We start from the raw sequence: 26,495 nt of genomic DNA, 5'->3' as shown, positions 1-26,495 counted from the left end.
AGAGAGCTGTTCGGGTGTCGCCGGCCGTCACCCGGCCAGGACGGAGAGGTCCGCCGTCGCCCAGCGCGCGCCGACGCCGGTCACCGCCACCTCGCGTACGTCGTCCGGGCTCGGGTCGGTCACGTGCGCCGCGTCCGCACTCGCGGCGGCGGCCGCGTCCGAGCCCACCGCGCGCGCGATGACGACGTGCAGGCGGTCCTCCGAGAGCTCCTCGACCTTGCCGTCGCCCCACTCGACGGCCACCACCGAATCCGGCAGCGACACGTCGAGGTCGAGGTCCTCCATCTCGTCCAGGCCGCCGCCGAGGCGGTACGCGTCGACGTGGACCAGCGGCGGACCGTCGACGAGGGACGGGTGGACGCGGGCGATGACGAAGGTCGGCGAGGTGACGGCGCCGCGGACGCCCAGCCCCTCGCCGAGGCCGCGGGTGAGCGTCGTCTTGCCCGCGCCGAGCTCGCCGGTGAGCAGCACCAGGTCGCCGGGGCGCAGCAGCTTCGCGAGCCTGCGGCCCAGGTCCCGCATCTCCTCGGCCGTACTGACCGAGAACCGGGCCGTGACGGCCGCGGCGGTGGGGACGGGGGTGGCGAGCGTCGGTGCGGTGCGCGGGTCCTTCATACCCGCCGATGGTACGGGGACGAGGCGGCGCGCGGGGCCGCACCGGCTCCCGCCGCCTGCGCGGCGCCCACGCCCGCCCGGGCGAGGAGGTCGGCCAGGTGCGCGTCCACCACCTCGGGGTGCTCCAGCATCACCAGGTGCCCGGCGTCGGGGACGATGACCAGCTCCGCGCCCGGCAGGGCCTCCGCGATCGCCTCGCTGTGCCCGCTGGGGGTGATCTGGTCCTTGTCGCCCGCGAGCACCAGCACCGGCAGCCCGTCGAAGACGGCCAGCGCCTCCGACTTGTCGTGCTCGACGAACGCCGGGTAGAACTCCGCGACCACGTCGATCGGGGTCGCCTCGATGAGCCGCTCCGCGAAGCGCGCCACCGCCGGGTCCACGTCTTTCGACCCGAACGAGTACCGCTTGACCAGCCCGGCGAAGAGGTCGGCGGTGGCCCGGCGGCCCCGTTCGACGAGCTCCGTCTGCGAGCCGAGGGCCCTCAGCAGGCCGGGCAGGACGCGGCGGACCGCCTTCACCCCGGCCACCGGCAGCCCGAAGCTGACCTCGGCGAGCTCGCCCGCCGAGGTGCCGACGAGGGCGACGCCCGCCACGCGCTCGCGCACCAGCTCCGGGTACTGCGCGGCCAGCGCCATCATCGTCATGCCGCCCATGGAGTGGCCCACCAGCACCAGCGGGCCCTCGGGCGCCGCCGCGTCGATGACGGCCTTCAGGTCGCGGCCGAGCTGGTCGATGCTGACCGGGTCGCGCGTGTCGAGCTGGGTGTGGCCGCGCCCGGACCGGGCGTGGCTGCGCTGGTCCCAGTAGACGGCGCGGACCTGGCCGCGCAGCGCCGCGCGCTGGAAGTGCCAGGAGTCCTGGCCGAGGCAGTAGCCGTGGCTGAACACCACCGTGGGCGGGGCGGGGGCGGCGGCGCGGCGGCCGAAGAGCCGGGTGGTGAGGGACGGCGCGGGCGGCTCCGGCGCCGGGGCCTCCTCGACCTCGTAGTGCAGCTCGGTGCCGTCGTCGGCGACCGCGGTGCCCGGGGTACCGCGGAGCGTGCCGAACGGGCCCTCCGCGTCCAGGGCCAGTCGCGCCTTCCGCCGTACGTCGCGGCCGACCGTCAGCCGCTCCAGCGCGACACCGGCCGCCGCGCCCGCCGCGACGACGCCCAGCGCGGCACCGGCGAGGCCCGCGCCGCGCCGCCAGCCGCCGCCGTTCACCGCCGGTGCCCCGGCCGTGGTCTCGCCCATGCCCTTCACGTCCCCATGCTCGCGTGCCGTGCCCCGTGCCGTACCCAGTGCGCCTGGGTTCTGCCCCGTGCCCTGCCCGTGCCCAGTGCGCCCATGCCTCGAACAGCCGCCTCGGGCATGCGCCTCGGACGAGCCTCACGACGCCCCGTGCCGACGCCCGTGTCGGCGGACGTCTCAGCGCTCGTCGACGTAGACGCGCGGCACCCGGGCGCCGATCCGGGTGACGATCTCGTACGCGATCGTACCGACGGCGCGGGCCCAGTCCTCGGCCGTCGGCTCACCCCGGTCGCCGGGGCCGAAGAGCACCGCCTCGTCGCCGGGCGCGGCGCTGTCGCCGCCCAGGTCCACGACGAACTGGTCCATCGCCACCCGGCCCGCGATGGTCCGCCACTTGCCCGCGACGAGCACCGGGCCGGTGCCCGAGGCGTGGCGCGGGATGCCGTCCGCGTAGCCGACGGGCACGAGGGCGAGGGTGGTCTCGCCGGGGGTGGTGTAGTGGTGGCCGTAGGAGACGCCGTGGCCGCCCGGCACCCGCTTGACCAGGGCGAGGGCGGCGGTGAGCGTCATGACCGGGCGCAGGCCGAAGTCGGCGGGGTCGCCGATCTCGGGGCTCGGCGAGACGCCGTAGCAGGCGATCCCGGTCCGTACGAGGTCGAAGTGCGACTGCGGGAGGGTGAGCGTCGCCGGGGAGTTGGCGAGGTGCCGGACCTCCGGGGCGACGCCCTGGCCCTCGGCGTACGCGGTCATCTCCCGGAACGCGGTGAGCTGGGCCTCGATGGACGGGTGCCCCGGCTCGTCGGCGCAGGCGAAGTGCGACCACAGGCCGGTGACGCGGACGGTGCCCTCGGCCTCGGCGGCGCGGGCGGCGGCGACGAGCTCGGCCCAGTCGGCGGGCTGGCACCCGCTGCGCCCCAGCCCGGTATCGGCCTTGAGCTGGATCCGGGCGGTACGGCCGGCGGCGCGGGCGGCGGCGGTGACCTCGCGCAGCGCCCACATCCCGCTGACCGACACGTCGATGTCCGCCTCGATGGCCTCCCGCCAGGGGCCGCCCGGCGTCCACAGCCAGCACATCAGCCGTCCCCGGTCGCCCGCGGCCCGGAGCGCGAGCGCCTCCTCGGGGGTCGCGGTGCCCAGCCACGCCGCCCCGGCCTCCCGCGCCGCGCGGCCGCAGCGGACCGCGCCGTGCCCGTACGCGTCCGACTTCACCACGGCCATCAGCTCGGCGCCCGACGCCCGCTCCCGCAGCGCCCGGACGTTGGCCCGCAGCGCGGCCAGGTCGATCTCGGCACGGGCGCGCGGGGCGGGCGCGCCCGGGGTGGCCGGCGCGCCCGGGGCGGCGGCCGCGCCGGCGACGGAGGCGGAGGCGCTACCTCCGGAGTTCGTAGTCATCCCCGCCAGTGTCTCAGGGCGCGGCCGGGATCCGGGCCCGGGCGTCCGGGCGGGCCCCGGACCAGGTGCTCCACCTTTCGATCACCCCGGGTGGGCATGACAGCGGTCACGCGGGGCGCCGGGGCGACAACTCCTTCAAGACCCGCTGAGCCTCGCCGAGTTTCTTGGGGCCTACCCCGGCAGCCCATTGGAGACACTGGTGCCCATGAGGACCGGATACCGCGTCGAGACCGTACGGGCCGCCGAGCGGGCGCTGATGGCCCGTCTGCCGGAGGGCACGCTGATGCGGCGGGCCGCCGCCGGGCTGGCGGCCGTCTGCGCCGAACTGCTGGGCCGGGTCTACGGGGCACGGGTCGCGCTCCTCGTCGGCAGCGGCGACAACGGCGGCGACGCGCTCTACGCGGGCGCGCTGCTGGCCCGGCGCGGCGCCGGGGTCACCGCCGTGCTGCTCGCGCCGGAGCGGGCACACGCGGGCGGACTGCGGGCCCTGCGCGGGGCGGGCGGCCGGAGCGTCCCCGCCGACTCGCTCGACGCCCTCACCGCCGTCGGCCGCGCCGACCTCGTCGTCGACGGCATCGTCGGCATCGGCGGCAAGGGCGGGCTGCGCCCCGACGCCGAGCGCCTGGTGCGGGCCGTACGGGGCGTCCTCGTCGCCACCGACCTGCCCAGCGGCGTGGACGCCGACAGCGGCGAGACGCCCGGCGCCGCCGTCCGCGCCGATGTGACGGTCACCTTCGGCACGTACAAACCGGGCCTGCTGATCGACCCCGCGCGCGAGTACGCCGGGGCGCTGCGGCTGGTCGACATCGGGCTCGCACCATGGCTGCCGCCGACCGCGGACGTGGAGGCGCTGCACCACGCGGACGTCGCCGAGCTGCTGCCGCGACCGGCGGCGGAGAGCGACAAGTACCGGCGGGGCGTGGTCGGCGTGGTCGCCGGTTCGGCGCGCTACCCCGGTGCCGCGGTGCTCGCGGTCGCGGGCGCGCTGCGCGGCGGCGCCGGTGCGGTGCGGTACGTCGGCCCGGCGGCGGACGCGGTGATCGCCCGGTTCCCCGAGACGCTCGTCCACGCCGGGCCGCCGCACAAGGCGGGCCGGGTACAGGCGTGGGTGGTCGGCCCCGGGCTCGGCGACGGCGCGGTCGCACGGCAGGCGCTGGAGGACGTCCTGGCCTCCGACGTGCCCGTACTCGTCGACGCCGACGGGCTGCGGCTGCTGCCGCCCGACCTGGCGCGGACGGCGCCGACGCTGCTCACCCCGCACGCCGGAGAGGCGGCGGCGCTGCTGGGCACCTCGCGCGAGGACGTCGAGGCCAACCGGCTGCGGTCGGTGCGGGCGCTGGCCGACCGCTTCGCCGCGACCGCGCTGCTCAAGGGTTCCACGACGCTGGTCGCCGCCGCGGACGGCGGCCCGGTACGGGTCAACCCGACGGGAACCGGCTGGCTGGCGACGGCGGGCAGCGGGGACGTGCTGTCCGGCCTGACGGGCTCGCTGCTGGCCACGGGCCTGAACCCGCGCGAGGCGGCGTCGGCGGGCGCGTACCTGCACGGCCTGGCCGCCCGCCGCGCGACGGGCCGCCCGGGCGCCCCGATCACCGCGTACGAGGTGGCCACCGCCCTCGCCGACGCGTGGGCCGAGGTCGCCTCGGCCTGACCGCGCGGGCCGCGACCCTGGGGTGCCCCGTCTCGGGGGCTCTCCCCTGCCCCGCCCCTTCCCGAAACGGGGGCTCCGCCCGGAGCCCTTCGCCGCCACCGGCGGTCGGCCGCCGAACGGCGGGAGGGGACGCGCCGGGGCACGGCACCGGCACCGGCACCGGCACCTGGGACAGCAGCCCACGTCGGCAGGCGCTACGGCTACCCCTCCGCGATCACCACCGCCGACGCGACCCCCGCGTCATGGCTCAGCGAGACGTGCCAGTGCCGTACGCCCAGTTCCGCCGCGCGCGCGGCCACCGTGCCGCGGACGGCGAGTCGCGGGCGGCCGCTGTCCTCCGTCACCACCTCGGCGTCCGTCCAGTGCAGGCCGCCCGGCGCGCCCAGGGCCTTGGCCACGGCCTCCTTCGCGGCGAAGCGGACGGCCAGCGACGCGATGCCGCGCCGCTCGCCGCTCGGCAGGAACAGCTCCCGTTCCAGGAACAGCCGCTCCGCCATGGACGGCGTCCGCTCCATCGCGTCCGCGAAGCGGTCGATCTCGGCGACGTCGATGCCGACCCCGATGATCACGCGCCTGCTCCCGTACCCGTACCCGTCCCCGTCCCCGTACGCGCTCCCGGCCTCACTCCACCGTCACCGACTTCGCCAGGTTCCGCGGCTGGTCCACCTCGTTGCCGCGGGCCGTGGCCAGCTCGCACGCGAAGACCTGGAGCGGCACGGTCGCCACCAGCGGCTGGAGCAGGGTCGGGGTGGGCGGGATCTCGATCAGGTGGTCGGCGTACGGGGCCACCGCCGCATCGCCGCGCTCGGCGATGACGATCGTGCGGGCGCCGCGGGCCCGGATCTCCTGGATGTTGGAGACGATCTTGTCGTGCAGGACGGACCGCCCGCGCGGCGACGGCACCACGACCACCACCGGCAGGTCCTCCTCGATGAGCGCGATCGGGCCGTGCTTCAGCTCGCCCGCCGCGAAGCCCTCGGCGTGCATGTACGCCAGCTCCTTGAGCTTGAGCGCGCCCTCCAGGGCCACCGGGTAGCCCACGTGGCGGCCCAGGAACAGCACGGTGTTCTTCTCCGCCAGGGTGCGCGCGAGCTCCCGTACCGGCTCCATCGTCTCCAGCACCTGGTCCACCTGGGTGCCGATCTCCGACAGCTCGCGGATCACCGCCTGGACCTCGTCGCCCCACTTGGTGCCGCGTACCTGGCCGAGGTACAGGGCCACCAGGTAGCAGGCGACGAGCTGGGTGAGGAACGCCTTGGTGGAGGCCACGGCGACCTCCGGGCCCGCGTGCGTGTACAGCACGGCGTCCGACTCGCGCGGAATCGTCGAGCCGTTGGTGTTGCAGATGGCGAGCACCTTCGCGCCCTGCTCGCGGGCGTGCCGCAGCGCCATCAGCGTGTCCATCGTCTCGCCGGACTGCGAGATGGCGACGACCAGGGTGCGGGAGTCCAGGATCGGGTCCCGGTAGCGGAACTCGCTGGCCAGCTCCGTCTCGCACGGGATGCGCGTCCAGTGCTCGATGGCGTACTTGGCGATCATGCCCGCGTGGTACGCCGTACCGCACGCCACGATGACGACCTTGTCGACCTCGCGCAGCACGGAGACCGGGATGCGGATCTCGTCCAGCGACAGCGAGCCCGAGGCGTCGATCCGGCCCAGCAGCGTGTCGGCCACGGCCTTCGGCTGCTCGGCGATCTCCTTGAGCATGAAGTAGTCGTAGCCGCCCTTCTCGGCGGCGGAGGCGTCCCAGTCCACGTGGTAGTGCCGGACGTCGGCGGGCGCGCCGTCGAAGTCGGTGACGGTCACCCCGTCCCGGCGCAGCTCGACGACCTGGTCCTGACCCAGCTCGATGGCCTCGCGGGTGTGCGCGATGAACGCGGCGACGTCGGAGGCGAGGAACGCCTCGTCCTCGCCGACACCGACCACCAGCGGCGAGTTGCGGCGCGCGCCGACCACCACGTCGGGGGCGTCGGCGTGCACGGCGACCAGCGTGAACGCGCCGTCCAGCCGGCGGCAGACCTGCCGCATCGCCTCGGCGAGGTCGCCGCAGGAGGAGAACGACTCGGCCAGCAGGTGCGCCACGACCTCGGTGTCGGTCTCGGACGCCAACTCGTGCCCGCGGTCGGTCAGTTCGGCGCGCAGGGCGGCGAAGTTCTCGATGATGCCGTTGTGGACGACCGCGACCCGCCCGGCGTTGTCCAGGTGCGGGTGGGCGTTGGCGTCCGTCGGCCCGCCGTGGGTGGCCCACCGGGTGTGGCCGATGCCGGTGCCGCCGGTGGGCAGCGGCCGGTCGGCCAGCTCCTTGTCCAGGTTGGCGAGCTTGCCCGCCTTCTTGGCGGCGGCGAGCCCGCCGTCCGCGAGGACCGCCACCCCGGCCGAGTCGTAGCCGCGGTATTCGAGCCGCTTGAGGCCGGCGAGGACGACATCGAGGGCGGACTGCCCTCCCACATAACCAACGATTCCGCACATGGACGCAGCGTACGGCTCGCCCCGGTGCCGGATGACCACCGCCCTCGTGTCGTCCGCGGGTGCATAATGCGCGCGTGCGGCCCATGGCCGAATCCGTCGCGTCCGCTTGGGGGAAATGTGCGCCGCTCCACCGTCACCGCCGGCACCAGCACGCTACTCGCCGCCGCCCTGCTCGCCTCCGTCGCGGCCTGTTCCGCGGGCGGGGACGACGACGGGGCCAAGCCGAAGAGCACGCCGACGCCCTCGGAGCGACCGGTGAAGGTGCCCGACACGCCCGTCAGCAGGGCTGCCGCCAAGAGCGCGGACGGCAGCGCCCGGATCGACGAAACGATTCGGCTCACCAGCCAGGGCAGCACGCTCACCATCTCCGTCGCGGGCCCCTTCGACATGGCCGGCGACAAGGGGAAGCTGTCCGTGGAGTCCCCCGGCGGGGAGATCGACCACGTGGACGAGATCTTCGGCGGCGGGAAGGTCTACCTGCGGCCCCTGGACGACCTCGGCAAGAAGAAGTGGGCGGTCGTCGACCGCGACCAGGCCAAGGCGCACTTCATGCTCCGGGCTCCGCTCAACGACCCCGAGCACGTGCTGCGCCAGATCTCGACCATGCGCCATGTGGCCGAGAAGGGCAGCGAGAAGATCGGCGGGGCCGCCACCACCCGCTACACCGGCACGCTCGACCACGCCACACTGTCGATGCGGCTGGAGGCCACCACCCGCGGCAAGCTCGACGCGCTCCGGCAGAAGCAGGGCAAGGACCTGCCCGTGGTCGCCGACGCGTGGGTGGACGGCAAAGGGCGGCTGGTGCGGGCCCGGATGTCCTGGCACATGGGCGACATGACGGGGCGGATCACGATGGACCTGTCCGGCTTCGGCGTCAAGGTGAAGGCCCCCGTACCGGATTCCTCCGCCACCGTCCCGGTCGAGGCGCCCGAGGGGCTCCTCCTGGGCTGACGGCTCGGGCCGACGGCTTGGGCCGACGGCCGGCGGCCCTACAGCCGCGCCCGGTACGCCCGCATCGCCAGCGGGCAGAACACCACGGTGATCCCGGCCGCCCACGTCAGCGACCACAGCACCGGACCCGCCAGCTCGCCGCCGATGAGCAGGGCCCGGAACGCGTCCGACAGATGGGTCACCGGGTTCACGTCCACCCACGCCTGGAGCCAGCCCGGCATGGTCTCCACCCGTACGAACGCGCTGCTGGTGAACGTGATCGGGAAGATGAGGGTGAACGCGAAGACCTGCACCTTCTCCGGGTCGCCCGCCAGCATGCCGATGAGCACGGCCGTCCACGACACCGCGGCCGCGAAGGTGACCAGCATCAGCGCCGCGAACACCAGGCCCCCGGCGCCCTGGTGGATGCGGAAGCCCAGCAGCGAGCCGAGGCCGATCATCAGCAGCATCGCCCACAGCTGCTTGCACAGGTCGGCCGCGATCCGGCCCATCAGCGGCGCGGACCGGGCGATGGGCAGGCTGCGCAGCCGGTCGAAGACGCCCTTGGTGAGGTCGGAGTTGAGCGCCATGGCCGTGTACATGCTCATGAACAGGGTGTTCTGGACGATGATCCCGGACAACGCGTACTGGAGGTAGGCGTGCGGCGACCCGGCCATCTGCCCGCCGAAGACATAGGCGAACAGGGCGACGAACATGATCGGCGTGATGCTGTAGTCGACCAGCTCCAGCGGGTTGTGCTTGACGGACACCAGGCTTCGCCAGGCCATCGTGCCGGTCTGGCGCAGCGCGGCCAGCGGACGCACCCGACCGCCCGCGGACAGCGGTGCGGTGGCCGGCACGGCCGGCGCGGCGGTCACGGCGCGCGCTCCACCGCCTCGTAGGGCCCCCGGAGTCATCCCCCGAGCCATCTCCCGAGTCGGCACGTCCGGAGTCGGCGCCTCCGGCGTCGCCCCTCTCGGGGCGGCACCCCCAGAGGCGTCGGACCGGTCGTTCTCCGGCTCCGGGCGGTGCCCCGTGAGCGCCAGGAACACCTCGTCCAGGCTGGAGCGGCGCAGCGCCAGTTCCGCCACCGCGATGTCCGCCTGGTCCAGCCGTCGCACCACGGCGGGCATCAGCGCGGGGTCGCCCACCGGGGCGGTGACCAGCTCGCCCTCGATCCGGGTCTGCGGGCCCGCCGCCTCGGTCAGCAGCCCGTGCGCGGCCGCGAGGTCGGCCACGTGCAGCGGCCGCACCTCCAGTACCTGCCCGCCGACCTGCCGCTTGAGCTCGTCCGAGGTGCCTTCGGCGATCACCCGGCCCTTGTCGATCACCACGATGTCGTCGGCGAGCCGGTCCGCCTCGTTCAGATACTGGGTGGTCAGCAGCGCCGTCATGCCCTCGGCGACCAGCCCGCGCAGCATGTTCCACAACTCGCCGCGGCTGTGCGGGTCGAGTCCGGTGGTCGGTTCGTCGAGGAAGAGCACCCGCGGCCGGCCGACCAGGCTCGCCGCGAGATCCAGCCGTCGCCGCATACCGCCGGAGTACGTCTTCGTGGCCCGGCCCGCCGCCTCGCTCAGCTGGAACCGCTCCAGCAGCTCGGCGGCGCGCCTGCGGGCGGCGCGCCGCGACATGCCCAGCAGGCGGCCGATCATCAGCAGGTTCTCCGTGCCGGTGAGGTTCTCGTCCACGGCCGCGTACTGCCCGGTGAGCCCGACCATGGACCGGACCAGGCCCGCCTCCCGCTGCACGTCGTGCCCGCCGACCTCCGCCCGCCCCGCGTCGGGCCGCAGCAGCGTGGCGAAGATCCGCACCGCGGTCGTCTTGCCCGCGCCGTTGGGCCCCAGCAGGCCGAGCACGGTCCCCGTGCGGACCGCCAGATCCACCCCGGCCAGCGCCTCGGTCTTCTTGAACCGCTTGACCAGGCCCTCCGCCTGTATCGCGTACGTCATGGACGGGACCTCCCGCATACCGACCGCACCGACCGCCAGGGCCGCACCCCTCCACTGTGACCCACACCACGGGCATTCGGCGCGCCAAGCGGAGCTGCGCCGTCGGAGTGAACCGGCCTCCTGGGCGCTCCCCGGGCGTGACCGACCCCACGCCCCACTGCCTCCGCGCAGCCCCGACAATGAAGGGGTGATCAGCTCTCCAGCGCGCACGGCGCAGCGGCGCACCGAGTCGAGTCCGTACGTGGACCTGTCACGCGCGCAGTGGAGCGCGCTGAGAGAAAAGACCCCGCTGCCGCTGACCGCCGCGGAGGTGGAGCGGCTGCGCGGCCTGGGCGACGTCATCGACCTCGACGAGGTGCGGGAGGTGTATCTGCCGCTGTCCCGGCTGCTGAACCTGTACGTCGCCGCCACCGGCAGCCTGCGCGGCGCGCTGAACACCTTCCTCGGCGGCACCACGAAGGGCAGCGGCGCCCAGCCCGGCACGCCGTTCGTCATCGGGGTCGCGGGCAGCGTCGCGGTCGGCAAGTCCACCACCGCCCGACTGCTCCAGGCGCTGCTGGCCCGCTGGCCCGAGCACCCGCGGGTGGAGCTGGTCACCACCGACGGCTTCCTCTACCCCAACGCCGAGCTGCACCGGCGCGGGCTGATGTCCCGCAAGGGCTTTCCCGAGTCCTACGACCGCAGGGCGCTGACCCGCTTCGTGGCCGACGTGAAGGCGGGCAAGGAGGAGGTGTCCGCGCCGGTCTACTCGCACCTGATCTACGACATCGTGCCGGGCGAGCGGCTGACCGTGCACCGCCCCGACATCCTCATCGTCGAGGGCCTGAACGTGCTCCAGCCCGCGCTGCCGGGCACCGACGGCCGCACCCGGGTCGGCCTCGCCGACTTCTTCGACTTCAGCGTCTACGTGGACGCGCGGACCGAGGACATCGAACGCTGGTATCTCGGCCGCTTCCGCAAGCTGCGGGAGACCGCCTTCCAGGACCCGTTCTCGTACTTCCGCAAGTACACCCAGGTCTCGGAGGAGGAGGCGCTGGACTACGCCCGGATGATCTGGCGCACCGTCAACCGCCCCAACCTGGAGCAGAACGTCGCGCCGACCCGGGGCCGGGCGGCGCTGGTGCTGCGCAAGGGCCCGGACCACAAGGTCCAGCGCCTGTCGCTGCGCAAGTTGTGACCGCTGCGCAAGCTGTGACCCGCGCGCCGGACGGGCCCGTGAGAGCCCGCCCGGCGAGAGGAAGCTAGCCCAGCGCGGACTTCACCGTGTCGGCGAGCCGCCCGGCCACCGACCGGGCCTGGTCGATGTCCTGCGCCTCGACCATGACCCGGACCACCGGCTCGGTGCCGGACGGCCGCAGCAGCACCCGGCCGGTCGCGCCCAGTTCCCGCTCCGCGTCCTGGACCGCGGCGCTCAGCTCGGCGGACGAGCCGACCCGGGACTTGTCCACGTCCGGCACGTTGATGATGACCTGCGGGAGCCGCTCCATGACCCCGGCCAGCTCGGCGAGCGGGCGGCCGGTGGCGGCGACCCGGGCCGCCAGCATCAGTCCGGTCAGCGTGCCGTCGCCGGTGGTGGCGTGGTCCAGCACGATGACGTGCCCGGACTGCTCGCCGCCCAGCGCGTAGCCGTGACGCTTCATCTCCTCCAGCACATAGCGGTCGCCGACCGCCGTCTGCACCAGCTCGACGCCCTCGCGCTCCATCGCCAGCCGGAAGCCGAGGTTGGACATGACGGTGGCGACCACGGTGTTCTGGCGCAGGCCCCCGGCCTCCCGCAGGGCGAGCGCGAGCACGGCGAGGATCTGGTCGCCGTCGATCTCGGCGCCGGTGTGGTCCACGGCCAGGCAGCGGTCGGCGTCCCCGTCGTGGGCCACGCCCAGGTCGGCGCCGTGCTCGACGACGGCCCGCTTGAGCTGGTCCAGATGGGTGGAACCGCAGCCGTCGTTGATGTTGAGGCCATCCGGGTCGGTGCCGATGGTGACGACCTCGGCACCGGCGCGCGCGAACGCCTCCGGGGAGACGCGGGACGCCGCGCCGTGCGCCCCGTCGATGACGACCTTCAGACCGTCAAGACGGTTGGGCAGTACGCCGATCAGGTGCGCGACGTAGTTGTCGAAGCCCTCGTCGTAGGTCCGGACCCGGCCCACGCCCGCGCCGGTCGGCCGGTCCCACGGCTCGCCGGAGGCATGCGCCCGGTAGGTCTCCTCTATACGGTCCTCGAGCTCGTCGGCGAGCTTGTGGCCGCCGCGCGCGAAGAACTTGACACCGTTGTCCGGCATCGCGTTGTGGCTGGCGGAGAGCATCACGCCCAGGTCGGCGCCGAGCGCCCCGGTCAGGTAGGCCACGGCCGGGGTCGGCAGCACGCCCACCCGCAGGACGTCCACACCCGCGCTCCCGAGCCCCGCCACCACGGCGGCCTCCAGGAACTCCCCGGACGCGCGTGGATCCCGTCCGACCACCGCCAGCGGCCGATGGCCCTCGAACGTGCCCACTTCGGCGAGTACATGCGCCGCCGCGACCGACAGGCCGAGCGCCAGCTCCGCCGTCAGGTCGGCGTTGGCGACGCCGCGCACACCGTCCGTACCGAAGAGTCGTCCCACTGCTGTCCTCCGAGTTGCGCGGGGGTACGGGTAGCCCCCGGGAGAAAAGGTGTCGTGCTGTGAACCGGGGCCTTACGTACAGGTATACGCTCCCCGGCCGCGATAGCCGAACGCCCCGGCAGCACGGGAGTGCCGCCGGGGCGTCGGCGTAGCGCGGGAAAGCCGCGATTAGCGCTTGCTGTACTGCGGCGCCTTACGGGCCTTCTTCAGACCGGCCTTCTTACGCTCGGTGGCGCGGTCGTCGCGGGTCAGGAACCCGGCCTTCTTCAGCGGGCCGCGGTTGTTGTCCACGTCCGCCTCGTTCAGGGCGCGGGCGATGCCCAGACGCAGCGCACCGGCCTGGCCGGAGACGCCGCCACCCGCGATGCGGGCGATGACGTCGTAGCGGTCGTCGAGCTCCAGAACCTTGAAGGGCTCGTTGACTTCCTGCTGGTGCACCTTGTTGGGGAAGTACTCCTCAAGGGTGCGACCGTTGATCTTCCACTGGCCGCTGCCCGGCACGATGCGGACGCGGGCCACGGCGTTCTTGCGACGGCCGGTGCCGGCGCCCGGCTGCGGCTCGCCGAAGCGACCCGCGAGCGACTCGCTGGAGTACTCGGTCGCCTCGGACTCGAAGGTGTGGTCGCCCTCGTACTCTTCGACCGGGGTCTCGGCGGTGATCTCAGCCACGATTCTCCTCAGATTTCTTTCGTCTAGAAGTGGTGGCCGGGACTACTGCGCGACCTGGGTGATCTCGAACGGGACCGGCTGCTGAGCACCGTGCGGGTGCTCGGAGCCTGCGTAGACCTTCAGCTTCGAGAGCATCTGACGGCCCAGGGTGTTCTTCGGGAGCATGCCCTTGACGGCCTTCTCGACAGCCTTCTCGGGGTTCTTGTCGAGCAGCTCGTCGTAGCGGACGGACCGCAGACCACCCGGGAAACCGGAGTGGCGGTAGGCCAGCTTCTGGGTCCGCTTGTTACCGGACAGGTGCACCTTGTCGGCGTTGATGATGATGACGAAGTCACCCATGTCGACGTGGGGCGCGTACACCGGCTTGTGCTTGCCCCTCAGGAGGGACGCGGCCGTCGAGGCCAGACGGCCCAGGACGACGTCCTGGGCGTCGATGACGTGCCACTGGCGCTGGACATCGCCGGGCTTGGGGCTGTACGTACGCACGGTCGTAGCCTTCGCTTCTTCAGTGAGATGGGTCCTGACAAGGCCACCCGGACGATCACGACAGCCTTGGCCGCACTGCGGTGACGCAAACCGAGTGGTAGCCGCTGGTCATCGGCCCGGTGGACCGGCGTAACGGCCTCTCACGTGAGAACGAGCAAGCCAATACGCATAACGAACTGGCAGAATACCGGCCCGCCCCCGGACGGGTCAAAACGGGTCGCACACCAGCGCGCCCGACCTGCTGTTCCCCTCGTACGCCACCCGCCGCACGTCACCGCACGCGATCGACCCGGGCCTCGTCCCACACCGGCTCCGGGACCTCCCGGACCCGGCCGTCCGCGCCGAAGACCAGGAAGCGGTCGAAGGACCGGGCGAACCAGCGGTCGTGCGTGACGGCCAGCACCGTGCCCTCGTACCGCTCCAGCCCCTCCTGGAGCGCCTCGGCGCTCTCCAGGTCCAGGTTGTCCGTCGGCTCGTCCAGCAGCAGCGCCGTCGTCCCCGCCAGCTCCAGCAGGAGGATCTGGAAGCGGGCCTGCTGGCCGCCGGACAGGCGCTCGAAGGCCTGGTCGCCCTGGCGCTCCAGCTCGTAGCGGCGCAGGGCGCTCATCGCGGCGCCGCGGTCCTTGGCGTGCTCGGTCCACAGGATGTCGACGAGGGTGCGGCCCTCCAGCTCGGGGTGGGCATGGGTCTGGGCGAAATGGCCGGGGACGACGCGGGCGCCGAGCTTCCACGCGCCGGTGTGCGCGACGGGATTTTCGGTGTCCCCCGCCAGCAGCCGCAGGAAGTGGGACTTCCCGGAGCCGTTGCTGCCGAGCACCGCGACCCGTTCCCCGTAGAAGACCTCCAGGTCGAAGGGGCGCATCAGGCCGGTCAGCTCCAGCCCCTGGCAGGTGACGGCGCGCACGCCGGTGCGGCCGCCCGCCAGCCGCATCGTGATCTCCTGCCGGCGCGGCGGCTCCGGCGGCGGCCCGGCCTCCTCGAACTTGCGCAGCCGGGTCTTCGCGGCCTGGTAGCGGGAGGCCATCTCGTCGCTGCGCGCCGCGTACTGCCGCATGTCCAGGACCAGCCGCTTGAGCTGCGCGTGCTTCTCGTCCCAGCGCCGCCGCAGCTCCTCGAACCGCTCGAAGCGCTCCCTGCGGGCCTCGTGGTACGTACCGAAGCCGCCGCCGTGCACCCACACCTCGCTCCCGGCGGGGCTCGGCTCCACGCTGATGATCTTCTCCGCGGCGCGGGCGAGCAGCTCCCGGTCGTGGGAGACGAACAGCACCGTCTTCTTCGTCTCGCGCAGCCGCTCCTCCAGCCAGCGCTTGCCGGGGACGTCCAGATAGTTGTCCGGCTCGTCCAGCAGCAGCACCTCGTCGGGGCCGCGCAGCAGGGACTCCAGGACCAGCCGCTTCTGCTCGCCGCCGGAGAGCGTGCGCACCTGGCGCCACTGGGCCCGCTCGTACGGCACGCCCAGCGCGGCGGTGGTGCACATGTCCCACACCGTCTCGGCCTCGTAGCCGCGGGCCTCCGCCCAGTCGCTGAGCGCCTGCGCGTAACCCATCTGCGCGGCCTCGTCGTCCCGCGTCATGATCGCGTGCTCGGCGCGGTCGACGGCCGCGGCGGCCTCCCGGATCCGCGGCGGCGCCACGGAGACCAGCAGGTCGCGCACCGTGCGTTCGTCCCGTACGGACCCGACGAACTGCGGCATCACGCCGAGCCCGCCGCTGACCGTCACCGTGCCGCCGTGCGGCCGCAGCTCTCCCGCGATCAGCCGCAGCAGGGTCGTCTTGCCCGCGCCGTTCGCGCCGGCCAGCGCGACCGCTGCACCCTCCCCGACTCTGAACGACACATCGCCCAGCAGTGCCCGCCCGTCCGGCAGGAAGTACTCCAGATGTGCCGCTTCGACATGCCCCATGAGGGGGGATTCTTCCGGGGCACCCGGCCCGTGACCAACCGGTTTAAGATGCGCGCCATGAGCTTTGGGCAAGGGGGGCCGTACGGGCCTGGGGGGTCTCAGCCGCCGACACCGCCGACGTCGTCGACGCCGGACTGGGCGGCGCTCGCCGACGACACCGCCCGCCGCGGCCGGCGCCGCAAGTGGCTGCTGATCGGCGGCGGCGTCCTCGCCGCGGGGGCCGTCGCGGCGATCGTGGCCACGGCCGTGGTCAGCAGCGACGGCAAGGGCGGCGCCTCGGACCAGGCCGGCGGGCTGCCGACGCCGCAGAAACTGCCGAGCGAGTCCGTGACGCCGGAGCCGAGCTTCTCGCACGTGGCCCCGCCCGCCCCGCCCGACCCGGTCGACATCCTCTCCAGCGCGAAGAAGGACAAGGCCCCGCTCAGCGACCGCACGCTCTTCCCCGACGCGAAGGCGACCGCGAACGACCGCACGTACGACAAGGGGCTCACCAGCGCCACCAAGAGCTGCGCGACGGCGGCGCAGGGTGCGCTCGGCGGCGTGCTGACGCAGAACGGCTGCCGCCGGTTCTTCCGCGCGACGTACGCCAGGGACGGCGTCGCGGTCACCGTCGGCATCGCCGTGTTCGACGACAAGGCGGCGGCCGAGAAGGCGAAGAAGCAGGCCAGGCCGAACGTCGCGTCGCTGCCCGGCGGCGGCGTGCCCGCCTTCTGCCGCAAGGCGGACTGCATCGCCAGCGCCAACGCGATCGGCCGCTACGCCTACTTCACGATCTCCGGCTACACCTCCGGCAAGGGCGTGGCGTCCTCCAGCGATCCCAAGGCGTCCCAGGCCGGGCGGGACGTCTCCGACTACGCCTTCCGCCGCATCCTGGCGCGCGGCAACGCCCAGGCGTCGGCGGTGGCCGCCGCGGGCGCCTCGTAGGGGCCTTTCAGGCCGGTCGTAGGGCTTTTTCAGCCGGTCGTACGGCTTTCGGCCGGGCCCAGCGCGCCGCCGTCCGGGGCCGGGTCCGCGGCCAGGTCGCGCAGGGCGAGGTAGGCGCGCTGGATGAACCTGCCGTCCAGCGTGGGCGAGGTGTTCGCCACGGCCGCGAGCGCCACGTCCCGCTGCGGGCTGAACCCGACGAGCGAGGTGAAGCCCCGCGTACCGCCGGAGTGGAAGTACACGTCGTGGCCGGGCCGCCGCCGGATGTTCCACAGCAGGCTGATCCGGTCGCCGCCGGCGCGTACGGCGACCCGGGGGCGGGCCACGTCGGCGAGCGCGGCGCGCAGCGAGCGGGGGGCGCCGTCCGCCGCGGCGTCCGGGGCGAGCAGCGCCTCCAGGTAGCGCAGCAGGTCGTCGCCGCTGGAGCGGACGGCACCGGCGGCGGCCAGGCCCGGGATGCGCCAGCTCGGGCGGGGGCGGCCGTGCCAGTAGCCCGTGGCCTGGCTCTCGTCGTCGGCGCAGCCGGTGCGGTACAGGGCCAGCGGGGTCAGGACGCGGGCGGCGAGCAGGTCGGGGAACTCGGCTCCGGCGGCGCGGGCGAGCAGCAGCCCGAGGAGTCCGGCCCCGAAGTTGGAGTACCGCACCCGGGTGCCGGGGTCCGGCGACGGCCGGGTACGGGCGAGAGCCGCCAGCAGGTCACCGGTGCCGAACCCGGCGTAGGGGTTGGCACACCAGCGGGGCACCGCCCGCCGCAGGAAGCCCCGCGGCAGCCGGGGCAGGCCGGAGGTGTGGGTGGCCAGGTGCAGCAGGGTGATCCGGCCGCCCGTGTCGTGCGGTACGGAGCCGCGCGGCAGGAAGCGGGCGATGGGGTCGGTGTAGCGGACCTCGCCCCGGGCGGCCATGTCGGCCAGCAGCAGCGCGGTGTAGGTCTTGGTGACGGAACCGAGCTCGAAGCGCGTGTGCCGGTCGGCGGGCGCGGCGGCACCGGCGCCGTCGTACACGGTGGTGCGGTCATACGCGGTGGTGCCGTCGTACGCGGTGGTGCCGTCGTACGCGGTGGTGCCGTCGTACGCGGTGGTGCCGTCGTACGCGGTGGTGCCGTCGTACGCGGTGGTGCCGTCGTACGCGGTGGTGCCGTCGTACGCGGTGGTGCCGTCGTACGCGGTGGTGCGGTCGTGCGCAGTGGTGCCGGTGACGGCCACCACCCGCCGTCCGGCCTGGCGCGCGGCGACCACGACGGCGCTGGCCCCGGGCGCGGCGGCGACGAGCGCGGCCAGCAGCCGCCCCCCGGCACCACCGCCGACCGGGTCCGCCACCCCTTCGCCGCCCGGGTCCGCCACGCGTCCGCCGACCAGGTCCTCCCCTCCCCCACCGACCGGGCCCGCCGCACGGACGGGACTCGGGTCCGCGCGACGGCCGGGGTCAGGCCGGGCCGCGGCGCCCGGTCGAGCGCCGCCCGGCGTCGGGGCGCCCTCCGGGGCCCTCATGCCGGGCCGCCGGGCCCCGCCCCCCGGTCGGGCGCGCCGGTGCCCGGGGCCGGCGTTCCGGCCAGGGTGCGCGAGACGGCGATGGTGCCCGCGACGGCCGCGACGACGGCGGTGTGCTGGTGGTCGTTGAACCGCTGCTCCGGGTCCTCCGCGACCGGCTCGCCGTCCCGCGGCAGCAGCCCGTCCTCGTGCTGGACCTCCGCCAGCAGCGCCCAGTTCTCCGGGTCGCAGACGGGTTCCCGCAGACAGCACCCGACGATCATCAGCTCGGCGAGCAGGTCCCACTGGGCGACCTCCCGCCAGATGTCGATCCATACGGGCACCCAGGTCGACAGGTAGCGGGAGATCTGCCGGGGCAGCCCTTCCGGGCGGGCGCCCCAGTCCGTGAGGTGGAAGACCGTGTGCGTCACGGAGTACGCGGTCATCCAGTCGATGGCCCAGGGCTCGGGGGTGGCGCCGAGCCAGGTGGCCTGGGTGAGCCGCATCCAGTCGACGTCGTAGTCGATCCGCGCCACACGGGCCGCGTTGGCGACCGCCAACTTGCGGTTGGGCATGTGCTCGATGGCGCGTACGGAGCGCAGCCCGGCGTTGTGCCGCAGCAGGCGCTCCATGCCCTCGTGGCGGTAGCCGGAGCGCGCGAAGTGGGCGTACGTCTCCAGCGGGTCGGTCATCAGCTGGTGGCGCAGCTGGCGTTCGTAGAGCATGTCGCCCTCGCGCAGTTGCACCCAGCTGAAGTCCAACAGCTCCCGCGCGGCCTGCATTTCGGCGCTGCCCGCGGCGGACTCCCGCAGGACGAGGGAGCCCGCGAGCGCGGTCTCCCCGAGCGGCTTGTACACGCTGTTGGGGTCGCCCAGGTCGGCGGTGGTGTCCGGCGGCAGCGCGCCGAACTCGCGGTGCGTGTGCAGCCAGCCGAGCGCCCTGGCGGCGACCTGGTGGGCGATGGAGGTGACGGGCGCCGTCATACGTTCTCCCTCCTCGGGTGGTCTCCCAGCAACGCGCGTGCCACCGCGAGGTCGAGGGCGAGGCGCGGGCCGTCGCCGGTGTGCAGCGCGATGTGGTCGAGATACGTCGCGGGGTCGAGCGGCAGGGGGACGTCTTCGCGGTGGAGTACCGCGAGCCACCGGGCCAGTCGGGCGGCGGTCGGGTAGTCGCGGCGGAGCAGGGCGCGGGTGGCGCCGCGGGCCAGCGCGACCGGGTTGCGCAGGGCGGCGTCCCGTACCGGGCCGTCCACTCCGGGCAGGCTCAGCGGCGACAGCCGGGCCATCGTGCCCGCCCACGGCTGCCAGGGGTCCGCGTCGGTGAGCGCGGGGCAGCTCTCGGGCGGGGCGAGTTGGGGCGCGGCGGCGCCGTGCCGGACGAGCAGCCGCGCGGTGGCCCAGTCGCGCCAGGCGACGGCCCAGTCCTCGACGGGACCCCGCGGCGGCGGCGACGCGTAGACGGGGGCGGGGAAGACGGCGGCGGCCTGGCTGATGGCGGCCGCGTCCTGCGGGTGCACCACCGCACCGGTCAGGGCGTGCGGGGCCAGGACGTCCGCGCCGAGGACCCGTACGGCGGCGAGCGCGGCCTTCGGATCGGCGCTGTCCTCCACGAAGTCGGCGAGCACAGCCGTGCCCTCGACACCCGGGAGGGCATCGAGGACACGACGTGCCAAGGCGGCGGTCGCTTCGGCGTAGACCGCACGAGCGGTCCCTTCAGCGGAGCCCATCAGCGGCGCCCCGTCGCAGGAGCCGGCCTACCGTGCGGGCGTCGAGTGACGCCGACTCGCTCAGCACTCACTTGTCCCTCGGCTCCTTGGGAGACTTCGGCGACAGCAGCAGGAGCAGCAGCAGTGCGCCCTTGGCCTCCGGGGAGTAGAGCGGAGCGTCGCTGATCGTGGTTTCCGGCTCCACCATCAGCGCGTGAGTGGCCTTCATTTCGGGGGGGTCTGCGATGAGGGTTGTCCTCTGAGCAAGCATCAATGCCTCCTCATATCGGCACTTTCGCTCGGCGAGCGAAGCTGACGTGACAAGAAGCTACGCCAATGTCCGATATGTCGCACTTTCTGTCACGCTCGGTGACTACCTCGAAGTGACGCAGGGTGTCCGGCGCGCCGTCGCGCACCGGACACCCCAGTGATCGTCACCGCCCAACGGCCCGCGTCATCCACCTAACTGACGTGACGTCAGGATTCCTGCGGGCGGCCGTCAGCCCGCGTTCTTGGCGATCGCCTTCTCCAGCTTGGCCACCTGCGCGGTCACCAGCTCCTGCGGGACCTGCGACTTCATCGGGTCGAGCATGTTGAAGCCCAGGAGCACCGTCACATGAGCTCCGGAGCGCACCGCCTTGACGCTGAACTTGAGGCCGTCGCCGGACATGTCGAACGCCAGCGCCTCGTCACCCAGCTTCGCCGCCGGCTGCGCGGTCACCGCCGTGAACTTCTGCTTCTCGCCGGAGCCGTCGGTGGCGGTGAAGCCGCCCTTGCACCCCTCCACGGCCTTCTTGAGGTCGGCGATCGTCTTCTCGGCGCCGCCAGCGGCGTAGGAGGAGACCCGCAGCATGCCGGAGAAGCTCTCCTTGGTCTTCAGGTCCCCCTTGCCGAGGGTCCGGTAGACCGAATCAGCCGGTTCCGGGGAGTACTTCGAACCCATCAGCGCCACCGCCGGCTGGCACACGGCCTTGTCCGACTTCGCCGCGTCGCCCTCCGCCAGCTCCGCCTTCGTCATCTCCTTGATCGCGTAACCCTTGGCCTTGACGTCGGCCTTGGCCAGGACGGCCTGCTCCAGCTCGGCCTTGCCCAGCGTCTTGTGCGTCTCGGTGGCGGCCGGCTTCTGCGAGCCCCTGCCGGCCGGCTTGTCGTCCTTGGAGTCCTCACAGGCCGTCGCCGTGCCCAGGGTCGCCGCCACCGCGGCCGCCAGCACGACCCGCGCCACCGACTTGTTCACATTCCCGCGCATTCCAGATCGCTCTCTCACTCAGGTGGTCCGCGCCTTCCAGGAGCGGGCAGACGCTGCCGACCAGTGATTACTGGACCGCCCGACGGCCCCGGGAGTTGTCCGGTCCCCGGTCACGACACCGTCACGATCCGGCCAGGCACCGCGGTTCTGCCGGAAAAGAACCAGTCCGACCCCCCGACGACCGAAAACACCCGGAGGTTGCCCCTCCGCCCCCGGATGTGGCGCTTCCCCCAACCCGTGGCGAAACAGGCAACCTTCGCCGCTCCTGCCGGTCTTACCGACCGACCGGACACCGTCCCGCCCCCGCCCGGACGCCGACCGGACACCGACGGGACACCCGGAACCGGCCACCCGGCACCGGCCAACCGTCAGGACAACCCCAGGCAGCCCGAGGCTCCGGAGAGGAGAGCGCGCCACACCGCACCACGGCGCGGCACACGACGATGAAGATCTCTTTCCTTCTGCACAACGCCTACGGCATCGGCGGCACCATCCGCTCCACGTTCAACCTCGCGAGCGCCCTGGCGGCCCGGCACACCGTGGAGATCGTCTCCCTGATGCGTACGGCCGAGTCGCCCAGCCTCCCGCTGCACGACGCCGTGACGATCGTCCCGCTGATCGAACGGCGCGCGGGCGCCCGGGGCAGCGACGCCCGCGACCCCGGGCTGTCCCGTCCCACCGCCCACGTCCCCGCGGCCGAGGCGAACGGCACCAAGAACTTCAACGCCCTCACCGACGAGCGCGTCGCCGCGTATCTGGCCGCCACCGACGCGGACGCCGTCATCGCGACCCGCCCCGGACTGGTGATCTACCTCGCCGAGTTCGGCAGCGACCGCTATCTGCGGATCGGTCAGGAGCACCGGCTCCACGGCACCCACAAACCCGACATCCGCGCCGCCTGCGACGCCGCCATCCCCCGCCTGGACGCCTTCACCTCGGTCTCCGAGGCCGACGCGGCCACCCACCGGGCCAAGCTGCCCGGCATCGACACCCGGCTGGTCGGCATCCCCAACGCCGTCCCCGCCACCCCGGTCGAGCCCTCCGACGGCAGCGCGAAGCTCGTCGTCGCCGCCGGCCGGCTCATCCCCGTCAAGCGGTACGACCTGCTGGTCGACGCCTGGTCCACCGTCGCCGCCCGGCACCCCGAGTGGCGTTTAAGGCTCTATGGCCGCGGCCCGCAGCAGGCGGCGCTGCGCAAGCAGATCGACGCCCTCGGCCTGGCCGGGCACATCACGCTCATGGGGGCCCACTCCCCCATCGAGACCGAGTGGGCCAAGGGATCCATCGCGGCGGTCACCTCCCGCGAGGAGTCCTTCGGCATGACGATCGTGGAGGCGATGCACTGCGGGGTACCGGTCCTCGCGACCGACTGCCCGCACGGCCCCGGCGAGATCATCACGGACGGCGAGGACGGGCTGCTGGTCCCCAACGGCGACCGCGACGCCATCGCCGCGGGGCTCCTCAGGCTGATCGAGGACGACGAGCTGCGCCGCACCATGGGCCGTGCCGCCCGCACCGCCGCCCAGCGCTACGCCCCCGAGCGGGTCGCCGCCACGTACGAGCGGCTCCTGGTCGAGCTGTACGAGCAGCGCGGAACCGCCCCCGCCGACCGGCGCCCGCCGCGCGCCCCCCGGCAGCCGCTGGCCACGACCCTGAAGTCGGCGGTCAAGCAGCTGATCCGCAGGCAGCCCCCGCTGCGCCCGGTGGCGTCCTGCCGGGCCGACGCCGAGGGGAACCTGACCGTCCTCGTCGAGCCCGCGGGACTGCACGGCAGCGACCTGGAACTCACCGTCACCCGGCGGGGCCACGGCGACCGGATACGCCTCCCGCTCCGGCGGCCGGACGCCGTCCAGGGCGCGGACGGGCCCTGGACGGCCGTGCTCGACCGCGCGGCGCTCTCCCGCGCCGAGGGCGGCACGCCCTTCGCCGAGGGCCGCTGGGACCTGCACGTGGTACGCCCCGGTGACCGCGCCCGCCGGCGCGTCGTCTCCCGCTACGCCGAGGGGCGCGGCCTGGTGACCCTGGAACCGCTGCCCGGCGCCCCGTTCGCCTGGTGGGTCCCCTATCCCACCGTCGACGGCTACCTCGCGGTACGCGCCTGGCACCGCCCCGCCCACGCGGAGGCCCGCGACGTCCACGCGACGGCGGAGGAGCTCACCGTGGAGGGCACGCTGCACGGGGGCGCCACCCGGCTGGGCGAGGGCGCCGTCGCCGTCGCCACCCCGCGCAAGGGCGCGGACGGCCCGGTCACCGCGCCGGTCACCCTCCTGGCCGACGGGCGCTTCCGGTTCACGCTCCCGTACAAGGAGTTCCAGGGACGGGGCGTATGGGACCTGTCACTGCGCGAGGGCGCCCAGGACCCGGCCGAGCCGATCCGCGTCGCCCGCCTCATCGGCGACATCGTCGACCGCAACAAGACCGACCTGTACCCGCTGGCCGGCGGCTTCCGCCCATACTTCACGACGGCGAGCAACCTGGCGATCACGACGGCGGCGGCGGGCTGAGGCGCGGCCTGGGGACCCGGGGCTCCGCCCCAGCCCCCGGGCCGTGGTTCGGGAAGGGGCTCCGGCGGCGGAGCCGCTGAGGGACGCTGTGGGGACAAGCCCGCCGCAGGCGTCAGTGGCAGCCCGCGCACCCCGGCAGGCTCCGCTTGTTGCGGGCCTCGCGGTTACGGGCCGCGAGCTGGTCGTCGGCCGGGTAGCCGACCTCCTCCAGCGTCAGCCCGTGCGGCCGCACCACATGCACCGCGGAGTCCCGGACCCCGGCGGCCAGCACCGTGCCCGGCCAGTCCACCGGCCGGTGCCCGTCGCCCACGAAGAGCAGCGCGCCGACCAGCGAGCGCACCATGTTGTGGCAGAAGGCGTCGGCCCGCACGGTCGCCGTGACGACGCCGTCCGCCCCCCGCTCCCAGCTCAGGTTCTGCAGGGTGCGGATGGTCGTCGCGCCGTCGCGCTTCTTGCAGTACGCCGCGAAGTCGTGCTCCCCCAGCAGCGGCTGGGACGCGGCGTTCATCGCGGCGACGTCCAGCGGCCAGTCGTGCCACAGCACGTGGCCGCGCAGCAGCGGGTCGACCCCGCCGGGGTGGTCCACCACCCGATAGGCGTAACGCCGCCAGATCGCCGAGAACCGCGCGTTGAAGCCGGGCGGGGCCGCGGCGACCCGCCACACCCGTACGTCGTGCGAGAGCCGCCCGGCCAGCCGGCGCAGCAGCTTGTCCTCGTGCTCGGCCCACAGCTCCTCGGGCAGGTCGACGTGCGCGACCTGGCCGCGCGCGTGCACGCCGGCGTCGGTGCGGCCCGCGACCGTCAGCTCATGGGTCTCGGAGGAGCGCGTCACCGTGCGGATCGCGTCCTCCAGCTCGCCCTGCACCGTGCGCCGACCGCGCTGCTTGGCCCAGCCGGAGAAGTCCTTGCCGTCGTAGGACAGGTCCAGCCGGACCCGTACGTATCCGGGCGCCGGATGGTCGCTCACGTGATGATCCTTTCCCTGCGGAACATGCGGAACGGGCCCGCTCCCAGAAACTGGGTGCGGGCCCGTACCTCAGCCTTGAGGCAGCTCAGGCTCAGGCGTCCTTGGACTCTTCGGCCGGGGCCTCGGCGGCCTCGTCCTTGGTCAGGTCCGCCTTCGTCTCCTCGGCCTCCTTGACCGCGCGCTTGGTCGCGGCCTCGGCCTCGGCGACGGTCGCCTTCTTGGCGATCTCACCCTCGACCAGCTCGATGACCGCCATCGGGGCGTTGTCGCCACGGCGGTTACCGATCTTGGTGATCCGGGTGTAGCCACCCGGACGCTCGGCGTAGCGCGGAGCGATCTCGGTGAAGAGCGTGTGGACGATGCTCTTGTCCGTGATCTGCTGGAGCACCAGGCGACGGTTGTGGATGTCGCCCTTCTTCGCCTTGGTGATGAGCTTCTCCGCGACCGGACGCAGGCGGCGGGCCTTCGCCTCGGTCGTGGTGATGCGGCCGTGCTCGAACAGCGACTTCGCGAGGTTCGCGAGGAGCAGACGCTCGTGCGCGGCGCTGCCGCCCAGACGGGCACCCTTGGCGGGCTTCGGCATGGGATTTCTCCTTGTGATCTGCACCGGCCGTGTCAGGTACCGGTGTCAGTTACCGCAGGACTGATGCCCTACGGGGGTGTGGGCGGCCGGAGCCGCCCACAAGACCGGGGGTATGGGGGCCGGAGCCCCCACACCGTCAGTACTGCTCGGTCTCGACGAACCCGGCGTCGCCCTCGTCGTCGGCGCCGAAGGCGTCCGCCGCGGCGGTCGGGTCGAATCCGGGCGGGCTGTCCTTGAGCGCCAGGCCCATGCCGGCCAGCTTCGCCTTGACCTCGTCGATCGACTTCGCACCGAAGTTGCGGATGTCGAGCAGGTCCGCCTCGGAGCGGGCGACGAGCTCACCCACGGAGTGGATGCCCTCGCGCTTGAGGCAGTTGTAGGAGCGGACCGTGAGCTCCAGCTCCTCGATCGGCAGCGCCAGGTCGGCGGCGAGCGCGGCGTCCGTCGGGGACGGGCCCATGTCGATGCCCTCGGCGTCGACGTTCAGCTCGCGGGCCAGACCGAACAGCTCGACCAGGGTCTTGCCGGCGGACGCCATGGCGTCGCGCGGCCGCATGGCCTGCTTGGTCTCGACGTCGACGATCAGCTTGTCGAAGTCGGTGCGCTGCTCGACACGGGTCGCCTCGACCTTGTAGGTGACCTTGAGCACCGGCGAGTAGATGGAGTCGACCGGGATCCGGCCGATCTCCTGGCCCACCTGCTTGTTCTGGACGGCGGAGACGTAGCCGCGACCGCGCTCGACGGTCAGCTCCATCTCCAGCTTGCCCTTGCCGTTCAGCGTGGCCAGGACCAGGTCGGGGTTGTGCACCTCGACACCGGCCGGCGGGGCGATGTCGGCGGCGGTGACCAGGCCCGGACCCTGCTTGCGCAGGTACATCACGACCGGCTCGTCGTGCTCGGAGGACACGACCAGCTGCTTGATGTTGAGGATGAGGTCGGTGACGTCCTCCTTGACGCCCGGCACGGTGGTGAACTCGTGCAGGACCCCGTCGATCCGGATGCTGGTGACCGCGGCACCGGGGATCGAGGAGAGGAGCGTACGACGCAGGGAGTTGCCGAGGGTGTAGCCGAAGCCCGGCTCCAGCGGCTCGATCACGAACCGGGAACGGTACTCGTCCACGACCTCTTCGGTCAGGGAAGGACGCTGAGCGATCAGCATGAGGTATTGCCTCCAGTCTTCGGCGCCCGCTATTTGACGCCGTAGCCA

23 protein-coding genes and 1 pseudogene are annotated in these 26,495 nt (G+C 73.4%); 5 read left to right on the top strand and 19 right to left on the bottom strand.

From position 1 onward, the window contains the following. Positions 1-27: 27 nt before the first annotated feature. The 3 genes from tsaE to alr form a co-directional block, all read right to left on the bottom strand. Complete coding sequence (gene tsaE / locus Q3Y56_RS20980; protein WP_369696771.1) at positions 28-615, bottom strand: tRNA (adenosine(37)-N6)-threonylcarbamoyltransferase complex ATPase subunit type 1 TsaE; 588 nt, start codon at positions 613-615, stop codon at positions 28-30. Continuing rightward, positions 612-1,847, bottom strand: a complete 1,236-nt coding sequence (locus Q3Y56_RS20975; RefSeq protein ID WP_304465709.1) for an alpha/beta fold hydrolase — start codon at positions 1,845-1,847, stop codon at positions 612-614. Before Q3Y56_RS20975 ends, tsaE begins: the two co-directional genes overlap by 4 nt. Positions 1,848-2,021: 174 nt before the next feature. Continuing rightward, a complete protein-coding gene (gene alr, locus Q3Y56_RS20970; protein WP_304463402.1) occupies positions 2,022-3,236 on the bottom strand; it encodes an alanine racemase in 1,215 nt (404 codons plus the stop codon). Positions 3,237-3,441: 205 nt separating this feature from the next. Between alr and Q3Y56_RS20965 the strand changes: the two genes are divergently transcribed. Continuing rightward, a complete protein-coding gene (locus Q3Y56_RS20965; RefSeq protein ID WP_304463401.1) occupies positions 3,442-4,887 on the top strand; it encodes an NAD(P)H-hydrate dehydratase in 1,446 nt (481 codons plus the stop codon). A gap of 200 nt (positions 4,888-5,087) precedes the next feature. Here Q3Y56_RS20965 and Q3Y56_RS20960 read toward each other — a convergent pair whose 3' ends face one another. Together Q3Y56_RS20960 and glmS are read right to left on the bottom strand one after the other, a co-directional pair. After that, on the bottom strand, positions 5,088-5,456 hold the full coding sequence (locus Q3Y56_RS20960) for a holo-ACP synthase (protein ID WP_304463400.1): 369 nt from the start codon (positions 5,454-5,456) through the stop codon (positions 5,088-5,090). Between the two features lie 52 nt (positions 5,457-5,508). Further along, positions 5,509-7,356 carry a glutamine--fructose-6-phosphate transaminase (isomerizing) gene (gene glmS / locus Q3Y56_RS20955; protein ID WP_304463399.1) on the bottom strand — a complete coding sequence of 616 codons (1,848 nt, stop codon included), beginning with the start codon at positions 7,354-7,356 and terminating at the stop codon, positions 5,509-5,511. Positions 7,357-7,473: 117 nt separating this feature from the next. On the opposite strand from glmS, the gene Q3Y56_RS20950 reads away from it, so the two are divergent. After that, a complete protein-coding gene (locus tag Q3Y56_RS20950) occupies positions 7,474-8,307 on the top strand; it encodes a hypothetical protein (RefSeq protein ID WP_304463398.1) in 834 nt (277 codons plus the stop codon). A gap of 38 nt (positions 8,308-8,345) precedes the next feature. Here Q3Y56_RS20950 and Q3Y56_RS20945 read toward each other — a convergent pair whose 3' ends face one another. Both Q3Y56_RS20945 and Q3Y56_RS20940 read right to left on the bottom strand, forming a co-directional pair. Beyond that, on the bottom strand, positions 8,346-9,074 hold the full coding sequence (locus Q3Y56_RS20945) for an ABC transporter permease (protein ID WP_369696861.1): 729 nt from the start codon (positions 9,072-9,074) through the stop codon (positions 8,346-8,348). Positions 9,075-9,302: 228 nt separating this feature from the next. Continuing rightward, a pseudogene (locus tag Q3Y56_RS20940) lies at positions 9,303-10,235 on the bottom strand (ATP-binding cassette domain-containing protein); the annotation flags it as partial. A gap of 187 nt (positions 10,236-10,422) precedes the next feature. Between Q3Y56_RS20940 and coaA the strand changes: the two are divergent. Next, a complete protein-coding gene (gene coaA / locus Q3Y56_RS20935; RefSeq protein ID WP_304463397.1) occupies positions 10,423-11,412 on the top strand; it encodes a type I pantothenate kinase in 990 nt (329 codons plus the stop codon). A gap of 64 nt (positions 11,413-11,476) precedes the next feature. On the opposite strand, the gene glmM is transcribed toward coaA, so the two are convergent. The 4 genes from glmM to Q3Y56_RS20915 form a co-directional block, all read right to left on the bottom strand. Next, positions 11,477-12,835: a phosphoglucosamine mutase gene (gene glmM / locus Q3Y56_RS20930; RefSeq protein ID WP_304463396.1), complete on the bottom strand. Its 1,359-nt coding sequence runs from the start codon at positions 12,833-12,835 to the stop codon at positions 11,477-11,479. 168 nt (positions 12,836-13,003) lie between these two features. Then, positions 13,004-13,504, bottom strand: coding sequence for a 30S ribosomal protein S9 (gene rpsI / locus Q3Y56_RS20925; protein WP_304463395.1), 501 nt, complete (start codon positions 13,502-13,504; stop codon positions 13,004-13,006). Between the two features lie 42 nt (positions 13,505-13,546). Then, positions 13,547-13,990, bottom strand: coding sequence for a 50S ribosomal protein L13 (gene rplM / locus Q3Y56_RS20920; protein ID WP_304463394.1), 444 nt, complete (start codon positions 13,988-13,990; stop codon positions 13,547-13,549). A gap of 271 nt (positions 13,991-14,261) precedes the next feature. After that, positions 14,262-15,890, bottom strand: a complete 1,629-nt coding sequence (locus Q3Y56_RS20915; protein ID WP_304463393.1) for an ATP-binding cassette domain-containing protein — start codon at positions 15,888-15,890, stop codon at positions 14,262-14,264. Positions 15,891-15,947: 57 nt separating this feature from the next. On the opposite strand from Q3Y56_RS20915, the gene Q3Y56_RS20910 reads away from it, so the two are divergent. Next, complete coding sequence (locus Q3Y56_RS20910; protein ID WP_304463392.1) at positions 15,948-16,814, top strand: hypothetical protein; 867 nt, start codon at positions 15,948-15,950, stop codon at positions 16,812-16,814. 29 nt (positions 16,815-16,843) lie between these two features. On the opposite strand, the gene Q3Y56_RS20905 is transcribed toward Q3Y56_RS20910, so the two are convergent. From Q3Y56_RS20905 to Q3Y56_RS20885, 5 genes are all read right to left on the bottom strand, one after another. Next, positions 16,844-18,154, bottom strand: coding sequence for a serine hydrolase (locus Q3Y56_RS20905; RefSeq protein ID WP_304463391.1), 1,311 nt, complete (start codon positions 18,152-18,154; stop codon positions 16,844-16,846). A 143-nt stretch (positions 18,155-18,297) separates the two neighbouring features. Then, the gene (locus Q3Y56_RS20900) at positions 18,298-19,263 is read right to left on the bottom strand and encodes a hypothetical protein (RefSeq protein ID WP_304463390.1); all 966 of its coding nucleotides are present in this window, start codon (positions 19,261-19,263) and stop codon (positions 18,298-18,300) included. Then, complete coding sequence (locus tag Q3Y56_RS20895) at positions 19,260-20,006, bottom strand: hypothetical protein (RefSeq protein ID WP_304463389.1); 747 nt, start codon at positions 20,004-20,006, stop codon at positions 19,260-19,262. The genes Q3Y56_RS20900 and Q3Y56_RS20895 overlap by 4 nt, the downstream gene beginning before the upstream one ends. A 67-nt stretch (positions 20,007-20,073) precedes the next feature. Then, the gene (locus tag Q3Y56_RS20890) at positions 20,074-20,214 is read right to left on the bottom strand and encodes a hypothetical protein (protein ID WP_304463388.1); all 141 of its coding nucleotides are present in this window, start codon (positions 20,212-20,214) and stop codon (positions 20,074-20,076) included. Between the two features lie 270 nt (positions 20,215-20,484). Next, a complete protein-coding gene (locus Q3Y56_RS20885) occupies positions 20,485-21,234 on the bottom strand; it encodes a hypothetical protein (protein WP_304463387.1) in 750 nt (249 codons plus the stop codon). 443 nt (positions 21,235-21,677) lie between these two features. Here Q3Y56_RS20885 and Q3Y56_RS20880 point away from each other — a divergent pair, with 443 nt between their 5' ends. Next, entirely contained in the window at positions 21,678-23,738 is a 2,061-nt protein-coding gene (locus Q3Y56_RS20880; protein ID WP_304463386.1) for a glycosyltransferase family 4 protein, read from the top strand. 112 nt (positions 23,739-23,850) lie between these two features. Here the strand turns inward: Q3Y56_RS20880 and truA are convergent, their stop codons facing one another. From truA to Q3Y56_RS20865, 3 genes are all read right to left on the bottom strand, one after another. After that, a complete protein-coding gene (gene truA / locus Q3Y56_RS20875; protein WP_304463385.1) occupies positions 23,851-24,705 on the bottom strand; it encodes a tRNA pseudouridine(38-40) synthase TruA in 855 nt (284 codons plus the stop codon). Between the two features lie 91 nt (positions 24,706-24,796). After that, on the bottom strand, positions 24,797-25,288 hold the full coding sequence (gene rplQ / locus Q3Y56_RS20870) for a 50S ribosomal protein L17 (protein WP_304463384.1): 492 nt from the start codon (positions 25,286-25,288) through the stop codon (positions 24,797-24,799). Between the two features lie 136 nt (positions 25,289-25,424). Further along, positions 25,425-26,447: a DNA-directed RNA polymerase subunit alpha gene (locus Q3Y56_RS20865; protein ID WP_304463383.1), complete on the bottom strand. Its 1,023-nt coding sequence runs from the start codon at positions 26,445-26,447 to the stop codon at positions 25,425-25,427. Between the last annotated feature and the right edge of the window lie 48 nt (positions 26,448-26,495).

This window comes from Streptomyces sp. XD-27 (assembly GCF_030553055.1).
Lineage (GTDB): Bacteria > Actinomycetota > Actinomycetes > Streptomycetales > Streptomycetaceae > Streptomyces.
This window is presented reverse-complemented; position numbering and strand designations above follow the sequence as displayed.